The sequence below is a fragment of the Aurantimonas sp. A3-2-R12 genome (assembly GCF_036016755.1).
In the GTDB taxonomy this organism is placed as follows: Bacteria; Pseudomonadota; Alphaproteobacteria; order Rhizobiales; family Rhizobiaceae; genus Aurantimonas; species Aurantimonas coralicida_A.
In genome coordinates, this window is the sequence record NZ_JAYXIH010000139.1 from 1 (window position 1) to 792 (window position 792).

The window sequence follows — 792 nt, forward strand, 5'->3', positions numbered from 1 at the left end:
GAATGACAGCGCAGTTCCCGCCTTCTCCCATGGAGCGCAACAGGCACAGCAATGGGTCAACGAACTCGCCGACGATTTGAACGAGGGCCTTGAGCGTCACGCCTTGCGATTGCTCCGATCGGTCCTTCACGCTCTCCGCGACGCGATTTCGGTCGAGGAAGCCGCGGATCTGTCGGCGCAGTTGCCTGTCCTCATTCGCGGCATCTTCTTCGAGGGTTGGCAGCCCTCCGCGACCCCGGCCTGGAACCGGACAAAAGAGGATTTCGTCGCCCGCGTCGAGAACGATCTCCGCGATGATCCGTTCGACGACACGGAGGGAGCCATCGCCGCGGTTTTCAGACTGCTGGACAATCATATTTCCGAGGGCGAGATCACGCAGGTCCGAAATTCGATGCGCAAGGCGCTACGCGACCTTTGGCCGACGCACTGATGCATAGCCTGTCGCGATCGCCGCCTCGGGCGGCGTCGATGGCTCCCCGCCCGCATTCGGTTTGATGCATCTTATGCCGAGCGACCCGACATCCGCTGACATCCCCGCGTCGCCGCCTGATGGCGCCGACACTCGAGCCATCGAAGCCAAGGTCCGCTTGCTGCGCGAACCGGCCGCCTACGATCATGCCCCGGCCAGTGTCCTCGTTACGGAGACCCACATGTCCTGGGTCTTTCTGGCCGGCGACCTCGTCTACAAGCTGAAGAAGCCGGTCCGCTTCCCGTTCCTGGATTTCACCACATTGGCTGCCCGCGAGACCAATTGCCGCGAGGAAGTTCGTCTCAACCGGCGGCTCGCGCCGC

1 protein-coding gene is annotated in these 792 nt (G+C 63.1%); it reads left to right on the forward strand.

Going from position 1 to position 792, the window contains the following annotated elements; genetic code table 11:
• Nucleotides 1–430 (forward strand): DUF2267 domain-containing protein (locus VSX60_RS22435; protein ID WP_327626444.1); only part of this gene is annotated, 430 nt, incomplete at its 5' end.
• Between the last annotated feature and the right edge of the window lie 362 nt (nt 431–792).